This is a genomic window from Anabaena sp. AL93 (assembly GCF_001672085.1).
GTDB classification, from domain to species: Bacteria; Cyanobacteriota; Cyanobacteriia; order Cyanobacteriales; family Nostocaceae; genus Dolichospermum; species Dolichospermum heterosporum.
On record NZ_LJOU01000163.1, the window covers coordinates 1 to 7,785 of the forward strand.

At 40.2% G+C, this 7,785-nt stretch carries 9 protein-coding genes; all 9 read right to left on the bottom strand.

The features are described 5' to 3' along the window. Positions 1 to 26: 26 nt before the first annotated feature. Positions 27 to 989, bottom strand: a complete 963-nt coding sequence (gshB, locus tag AN486_RS25615; protein ID WP_053540616.1) for a glutathione synthase — start codon at positions 987 to 989, stop codon at positions 27 to 29. A gap of 117 nt (positions 990 to 1,106) precedes the next feature. Beyond that, positions 1,107 to 1,367, bottom strand: coding sequence for a glutaredoxin 3 (grxC, locus tag AN486_RS25620; protein ID WP_039204789.1), 261 nt, complete (start codon positions 1,365 to 1,367; stop codon positions 1,107 to 1,109). An 80-nt stretch (positions 1,368 to 1,447) separates the two neighbouring features. Next, the gene (locus tag AN486_RS25625; protein ID WP_290602963.1) at positions 1,448 to 1,702 is read right to left on the bottom strand and encodes a hypothetical protein; all 255 of its coding nucleotides are present in this window, start codon (positions 1,700 to 1,702) and stop codon (positions 1,448 to 1,450) included. 4 nt (positions 1,703 to 1,706) lie between these two features. Then, the gene (gene guaA, locus AN486_RS25630) at positions 1,707 to 3,329 is read right to left on the bottom strand and encodes a glutamine-hydrolyzing GMP synthase (RefSeq protein WP_053540615.1); all 1,623 of its coding nucleotides are present in this window, start codon (positions 3,327 to 3,329) and stop codon (positions 1,707 to 1,709) included. A gap of 179 nt (positions 3,330 to 3,508) precedes the next feature. Further along, positions 3,509 to 4,624, bottom strand: coding sequence for a cobalt-precorrin-5B (C(1))-methyltransferase CbiD (cbiD, locus tag AN486_RS25635; protein ID WP_053540614.1), 1,116 nt, complete (start codon positions 4,622 to 4,624; stop codon positions 3,509 to 3,511). Positions 4,625 to 4,680: 56 nt separating this feature from the next. Further along, positions 4,681 to 4,980 carry a hypothetical protein gene (locus AN486_RS25640; protein WP_039204792.1) on the bottom strand — a complete coding sequence of 100 codons (300 nt, stop codon included), beginning with the start codon at positions 4,978 to 4,980 and terminating at the stop codon, positions 4,681 to 4,683. Positions 4,981 to 5,142: 162 nt separating this feature from the next. Next, on the bottom strand, positions 5,143 to 5,733 hold the full coding sequence (locus AN486_RS25645) for a DUF3177 family protein (protein WP_190382960.1): 591 nt from the start codon (positions 5,731 to 5,733) through the stop codon (positions 5,143 to 5,145). 467 nt (positions 5,734 to 6,200) lie between these two features. Continuing rightward, entirely contained in the window at positions 6,201 to 6,446 is a 246-nt protein-coding gene (locus AN486_RS25650; protein WP_027404703.1) for a Calvin cycle protein CP12, read from the bottom strand. Positions 6,447 to 6,737: 291 nt separating this feature from the next. Continuing rightward, on the bottom strand, positions 6,738 to 7,517 hold the full coding sequence (gene pgeF / locus AN486_RS25655; RefSeq protein ID WP_290602965.1) for a peptidoglycan editing factor PgeF: 780 nt from the start codon (positions 7,515 to 7,517) through the stop codon (positions 6,738 to 6,740). Positions 7,518 to 7,785 lie beyond the last annotated feature (268 nt).

The window sequence follows — 7,785 nt, forward strand, 5'->3', positions numbered from 1 at the left end:
CTCCCCCTACTCCCCCACTCCCCTGCCTATTTATTGGCTTCTACCCATTGAATGACCTGATGGGCAAGGTGAGTACCATCAAGACGATCAATTTCCCGGATGCCTGTGGGACTTGTGACATTGACTTCCGTTAGGTAGCCACCAATTACGTCAATACCCACGAAAATTAAGCCATCTTGCCGGAGTTTTGCGGCTAAATGGCTGCAAATTTCCTGTTCTCTTGGGGTAATGGTGGTTTGAGCAACTGTGCCACCTGTTGCCATGTTATTCCGAAAATCACTACCACTAGAAAGGCGATTTAGCGCACCTATGGGTTCACCATTGAGTAAGATAATCCGTTTATCTCCCTCCTTGGCTTGGGGTAAATAATTTTGTACCATAACGGGAACTTGACCTTGAAGCGTGCTAAGTTCAACAATGGAATTAAAATTGCGATCGCCTGATTGTAAAAATAAAATTCCCTCTCCAGCTTTATTCCCCAGTGGTTTGAGAATTGTTGCTTCTTTCGCTTCCACAAACTGGCGAATTACCTGTTTGTTAGCGCTGACAATCGTTTCGGGAATACATTCCCTAAACTGGAGAGCATACATTTTCTCATTAGCATCACGAATCCCTGCCGGATCATTTATCACTAAAGTTTTATTTTGGTCAACATAATCCAGAATATAAGTAGCATAAAGATAAGCATCATTAACAGGTGGATCTGTCCGCATAAATACGGCATCCATTGTTTCTAAAGGAGTAAAGGCACTAGGGCTTAATTTAAACCAAGGATTAACCGCTAACCAACGCCCCTCTATTAACTCCACGGGAACAAGTTCTACCTGCTGCAAGACAGCCCAAGCTTTACCATCAATAACACTCAGCAGATTTGCTTGCGTTATCCAAATTTCGTGTCCTAGAATTTGCGCTGCTTCCATCAAAGCAACACTGGTATCATGACATGGATCAAGCCGATGGATGGGATCAATAATAAAAGCTAGTTTCACTCTTTATACCTCTTTTATCTAGGAGTTTTAATATTAAATATCCCCGACTTCTCCAATTAATTCATTCATCTCAGGGAAAAAGGAGAGCAAGAAGTCGGGGATCTGATCCACAATATTTTAAGAAACTAGCATTTCATCTAACTTACCTTGACGCTCTAAAGTATGGATATCGTCACAACCACCAATGTGAACATCATTAATAAAAATTTGTGGTAAAGAGCGTTTTCCATTAGCTCTTTGAGACATTTTATCTCTTGCTATTTCGTCTCCATCAATGTTGTATTCGATAAAATCAACACTTTTGCTTTTCAGTAGACTTTTAGCACGCATACAAAACGGGCAAGTTGTCCAAATGTAAATTTCTACTTTTGCAGCCATAATATTTTCAACAAAATGTAATACTTCTTAATTTTAGACCTAAGTTAATAGGTAATGGGTAATGGGTAATGGGTAATGGGTCAAACATTCTTCCCAATGACCAATGACCAGTGACCAATGACCAATGACCAATGACCAATGACCAATGACCAATGACCAATGACCAATGACCAATTACCAATTACCAATGACCAATGACCAATGACCAATGACCAATGACCAATGACCAATGACCAATGACCAATGACCAATGACCAATGACCAATGACCAATGACCAATGACCAATGACCAATGACCAATGACCAATGACCAATGACCAATTACCTATTCCCAATTACCTATTCCCACTCAATAGTTCCAGGTGGTTTGGAGGTAATGTCATAAACCACACGGTTAACACCTTTGACTTCATTCACGATGCGGGTAGAAATTGCTTCTAGCACATCGTAAGGAATCCGCGCCCAATCTGCCGTCATACCATCTTCGCTGGTGACAATCCGTAAAACAATGGGATAGGCATAGGTGCGTTTATCACCCATAACACCAACGCTGCGAATGGGTAATAGAACGGCGAAAGCTTGCCAAACCTCATTATATAAACCGCGTTGATTAATTTCTTGACGAACAATTAAATCAGCATCTCGCAAAATATTCAAGCGCTCGGAGGTAACTTCACCTAAAATGCGAATGGCTAAACCGGGTCCGGGGAATGGTTGACGTTGGACAATTTCTTCTGGTAAACCAATGGAACGCCCGACTTTGCGGACTTCATCTTTAAATAGTTTCCGCAGTGGTTCTACGAGTTTAAATCTCAAGTCTTTTGGTAAACCACCCACATTGTGATGACTTTTAATTTTCACTGCTACCCGTTCACCACTTTTTGGATCAACATTAGTATCAGCAGATTCAATTACATCTGGATAAAGTGTGCCTTGAGCCAAGTAATCAAAATGACCAAGATTTTTTGATGTTTCCTCAAAAACACTGATAAACTCATGTCCAATGCGGCGACGCTTTTCTTCGGGATCTGTTACTCCAGCGATAGCAGAGATAAATCGTTCGCGGGCATTAACATATTCTACGGGAATATGAAATTGTTCTTTAAATAACTTCACTAACCTTTCGGGTTCTAGTTTTCGCATGAAACCCTGATCAATAAATACACAGGTTAGCTGTTCACCAATGGCTTTATACAGGAGAAAAGCCAGGGTAGAAGAATCTACACCGCCAGATAACGCTAACAATACCCGTTTGTCTCCTACCTTGGCGCGAATTTCCTGAATTGATTCTTCGACAAAAGCGGCTGTTGTCCAAGTTGGTTCACAGTCACAGATATGGTAAACAAAGTTGCGAATTAAGGCTATACCACCCTGGGAATGAACAACTTCGGGGTGAAATTGGACTCCATAGAGTTTTTTGTTATGGTGAGCGATCGCTGCACAAGGAGTATTCTTAGTATGTGCCAGTAACTCAAAGCCGGGAGGCATGGTTATGACTGAATCTCCATGACTCATCCACATGGTTGTACCCTCTTCGACATTAGTTAATAAGTCTGTAGGATCATCTATATATAAAGATGCTTTACCGTATTCACCCCGTTCGGCTGTGATTACTTCTCCACCCAGTTGATTAACCATGAGTTGCATTCCATAGCAAACACCAAGAATGGGTATTCCCAATTTCCAGATTTCTGGGTCACAATGGGGGGCGTAGTCGCTATATACGGAATTTGGACCACCGGAAAGGATGATCCCTTTGGGGTTGATTTTTTCTAACTGTTCTGCTGTGGTACGATAGGAAATAACTTCTGAATATACTTGTGTTTCGCGGATACGACGGGCAATTAATTCAGAATATTGAGAGCCAAAGTCTAAAATGACAATTATTTGACCTTTAAGATTCCCCAAATTTTCTTGTGTTTGAGGTATTTTTTCGGTTGGTAGAGTCACCGCTGTATTCATGCTATGGAGGGTGTGTTGTTAGGGATAAGAAGTCTGGACTGTGATTTTTATGATTAATGGTGATAACAGATTAATAAATCATCTAAATCAAATGAATCATGCAAATCATAGTTAAAATTAATCATGCAAATCATAGTTAAAAATATTTATTTGTGATACTTGCGATAATTTATATTAAGTTAGCACAATTTTGCCAGTAACATACAACCAGTTTTGCTTTTCACCAAGATTTGGCGATCGCGGTCGAAAAGCACAGAACCACAAGCTATAATGGTTTTACCTTGTTCATTGTGGCTATCCATATATGCTTGGGTGCGGGTATCAATTGTTTCTGCAATGGAGTTATAAACCTGATTTACCCAATTACTCCCGGTATTACTATCTAGACTTCTCAGATGTTTTAATGCGGTTTCTGCCGTAGGACTCTGAAAAACGGTTTGAATATCTGGAGAATTTAATCCTAGCATGGCGCAATGGGCTGTGAGAATTTCCCGCCGACCATCAGCTAAATGATGATGAGTGTGAAAGATTCCCCCCGCGAGTTTCATCAATTTACCATGATAACCAAATAATAAAATTTCTTTTACACCTAAAACATCAGCCGCTACTAACATCGGTCCCAACCAGTTGGCCGTTTTCACCATTTGTGCAGGGTTGATACCGAGTTTTTGGGCTAAATCTAAGCCATTTTCGCCAATACAAAAGACTAAAGTGGGAAATTGACTGGCTTTTGCTGCTAAATCAGCGCGGAAAGCTGATAATTGATCTGGTGTACTTAAAGGTTGAGAAATCCCTGTTGTTCCTAGCAAGGATAGTCCTTCGACAACTCCGAAAGCAGAGTTAGAAGTCCGAATTGCGAGCGATCGCCCCTCTGGTAAAATAATTGTTACCTTGATTTTTTCCGTCGGCGCTAATAATCGCTGTAAATTTTCCGTTAATAACCTTTGAGCATAACCATAAATTGCCGCTTTCCCCTCACCATTGAGTTGTTTACCAATTCCCTCTCCACCCTGAATAATTACTGTTTCTCCATCTCCCTCATACCATGCCACCACAGCCCAAATTGGTGTATTCTTCGTTAAATCCAGATTATCACCCGGATCACTGCGAGTAATCGCCAAAGCATGATTTTCCGATATTCCCGCCACTTGTTCAATGGGTATTTGGGCAATTTCAGCAGGTTCAATTAAGTCTATATTAGTAATCTGCAAAGATTGATGATGGCGTAACCAATGCAAAGCCGCAACAGCAGCAGCACAAGCAAAAACAGGTAAAGTGTATCCAGAACTGGACATATTAACAATTTAAAATTAACAATTCAAAATTCAAAAAAATCTTACCCACTCTTCATCTAAATTCCCATTTTTGATAATAAAACCTGCATATCTTCCCAAGAAATATCTTGTTGAAGATAATGGGGTGAGTCAGGATTATAGGGACTTGCTATGCGGTCAATTGTGATAATTGTAGCCGTATCTGGTAACACCGGGACATCTGGATCATAAGCAGTTGGACGCATCAAAGAACTAGAAAAGCCTTTAAACACAGCAATTTGATCTGGTTCACCATCAATTTCTACATTAATAATGAGAACTTCTTGGGATTTTTTAATGGTATATTGTTCCAGTCTTTTACTAATAGAGTTATTCATGCAGTGGGGACTATGATTTTTGTGATTAGTTTGATGGGAATGATTTATTATTTGGGATAATTCGGTCGGGACTATAGCGATTTCTATCTAAGTGAGGTACAGCAGGAAAGAATTAACCGCAGATAGAAAATGATGGACGCGGATAAACGCAGATAATTTTGCTTAATGTGTAGCTGAACGTCCATATTTGCCAAGTTTAACCGCGACAAAATAACTTAAGTAAATTACATAAATTGCTAAAGTAACTATGCCTAAAAATCCGAGAAAAGCAGGTTTGCTATTATGGTGAAAATAGTCTTTAAATAGTAATGGTGCTTCTAACCAAACGCTACAGTAAGGAGTTTTGAGAGCAGTTCCTGAAAAAGCACACCCCAAAAAAGGTAGAAGAGCTATTGCTCCTAAACTACAATAAACTGTTGTTGCCCAACGCCAAGAAGTAAAAATCAGTTTTAATGGACTATTGGGATAATAGTCAATTTCATCATTGATGTCTACCCAAAACCATAGTGCCATAGGAATGAGAACCTGCGCCATGAGAGCGGAGATGAAACTAACTCCGAAACCACCAATCATCAAGTACATACTAATAGCTAATAAACTAGCTACTCGCCAGTAAATCATTAATAAGCGCTGCATTCCTTCTGCTTTTTGTACAAATGTCCAAACCAGAAGAATTAAAGGAATAATCAGCGTAAATAATAACGCCAATCGGTAGTCCATCCAAACATAAGGTCGAAACCATATTTGTGTCATAAAGTCAATAAAAAAATAGAAAAATTTGTGAATAGATATTTGATAGCGTAACGTGGCTTTAGCCATTCAACAAAGAAGTTTGTTTAGTGACCGGACTTTGTTCCAACAGGAAAAACGGGGAGTTTATTCCCCGTTTGGTTCAGATTCATTGATTCATGGTGCTTAAAGCCATTGATATCCCAAAAAATTATTACTCAATAAAACAGGTATAACTAAGTAATTGGACAAAAATATTTACAGTCATTGCGAGGGAAGAGAAGCAATCACAACTATTGGAATTGCTTCATTTCACTTCGTTCCATATGGCTAACGCCACGCTACGCTTACGCAATGACATTGTGTAATTAATTCTGTCCAACTACTTACTATTGCCAAACCCTGAAACCTTATTGATATCGTCACGATTTTATTGGGTTTCAGACATATTGAGGAAAATTGGCAATAGTATTCATATTTACCTCCTGATTTTAATCTTCGTACAGACGGCACTCATCTGCTTCTGGATTAGCATCGCAGTATTTCTCTAAAGAGTTTTTGGGTTTAATTTGACGTTTATGAGAAGCCTCTGCTTGTAGTTCTTCTACAGCATCCCACGCCGCAGCACATTCAGCAGAGTTGCTACCTGAGATATCACATACAGTGCGAGCTTGTTCAACTTCTTCTTGGATTTTCTCTTGGATATCGTTACTGGTTTTTTCTTGAATATTAGTCATGATTTTGTCTCTTTATGTTTTGTTTATACTAGTATAGAAAAAGTTTGAAAATTTTAGTTTTCTGTCTCTGAGATTACTAGTTTTGCACTTTTGGCGATAATTCTGGTGGGTAGTATCTCCCCAATAGGCTTTTTGCTTACTGAGCGAGATATATCTAGAGTATTATCCCATGAATATGATAAGCTGTCATACCTATAACTTGCATGATCTTCATTTTGAATACAGACTTGGAAGATCGTTTGTAAGCATTTTCTGAGAAATTGTGATTGAATATACTGGTTTGTAGGTTGATTATTTACCTGGACTTACTATTCCTGACCATTGCACCTTTTTCTCTTTTTCTCGCCGATAAGAGAAGAAATGTTCTGGAGTTTGGAAAGTACAATAGGGTGCGATCGCTACTTGTTCTACACTAAATCCTAATTGTTCCAATTGTAAAGCATTTACCTGGCGCACATCTAAACGCACCTTTCCCGGTTCTGGATCTCTCAGCAAAGGTGAATTAGGTAAATTGTGCAAAGCAGAAATAACTCTTTCTGGTTGACCATCTGGTACAACGGTACTGCCAATTTCCGCAGCCACTTCCACAGAGACTTGGTAAACTTCCCCAGCAATAGCTGGACCCATTGCCACTCGCAAGTCTATTAAATTACTACCATGCGATCGCATTCTTGCAATAGCTTCAGGCACAATTTTCGCCGCTGTACCCCGCCAACCAGCGTGTAAAGCCGCCACCTGTCCAGTTTTGACATCGCCAATCAACACAGGTGTACAATCAGCAGAAGCCACCCACACAGCTTGTAAAGGTTGATGACTAATTAAACCATCTGCCAACGCCAAATCATCATCACTGGCATTGACATGATCATCAACTTCCTGGGGAGTTAAAACAGTATTGCCATGTACCTGTTTCAAGCGATAAGCTAAAGCATCGGGTTGTAGAACCGGAGTTAGCTCATGAGGTAAGCGTGGCCAAAACTGTTGGGTAAAGAAACCATGAGACCAGGGTTCTAGAAGATTACAAGTTAAGTAAGGTAGACCTTCCCAATTGTGCCATTGCCAAGTGTGCATCTTTAACCAAACCTCAATAGACAATTAATAACCTTCAATCAATGCTACAGCAGAAGTCAGGAGGTAGGGGCGCAGGGCCTGCGCCCATTCAGGAGTTCAGGAGTATGGCTAACGCCACGCTGCGCTATCAGGAGTTCAGGAGTATGGCTAACGCCACGCTGCGCTATCAGGAGTTCAGGAGTATGGCTAACGCCACGCTGCGCTATCAGGAGTTCAGGAGTTCAGGAGGAAGAAATTTCTCCCCTACATCCCCTACTCCCCCTACTCC

Coding starts and splice junctions, on each gene's coding strand:
- grxC (WP_039204789.1), bottom strand. CDS start 1,367: ATGGCTGCAAAAGTAGAAATTTACATTTGGACAACTTGCCCGTTTTGT.
- guaA (WP_053540615.1), bottom strand. CDS start 3,329: ATGAATACAGCGGTGACTCTACCAACCGAAAAAATACCTCAAACACAA.
- cbiD (WP_053540614.1), bottom strand. CDS start 4,624: ATGTCCAGTTCTGGATACACTTTACCTGTTTTTGCTTGTGCTGCTGCT.
- AN486_RS25640 (WP_039204792.1), bottom strand. CDS start 4,980: ATGAATAACTCTATTAGTAAAAGACTGGAACAATATACCATTAAAAAA.
- AN486_RS25645 (WP_190382960.1), bottom strand. CDS start 5,733: ATGACACAAATATGGTTTCGACCTTATGTTTGGATGGACTACCGATTG.
- AN486_RS25650 (WP_027404703.1), bottom strand. CDS start 6,446: ATGACTAATATTCAAGAAAAAACCAGTAACGATATCCAAGAGAAAATC.
- pgeF (WP_290602965.1), bottom strand. CDS start 7,517: ATGCACACTTGGCAATGGCACAATTGGGAAGGTCTACCTTACTTAACT.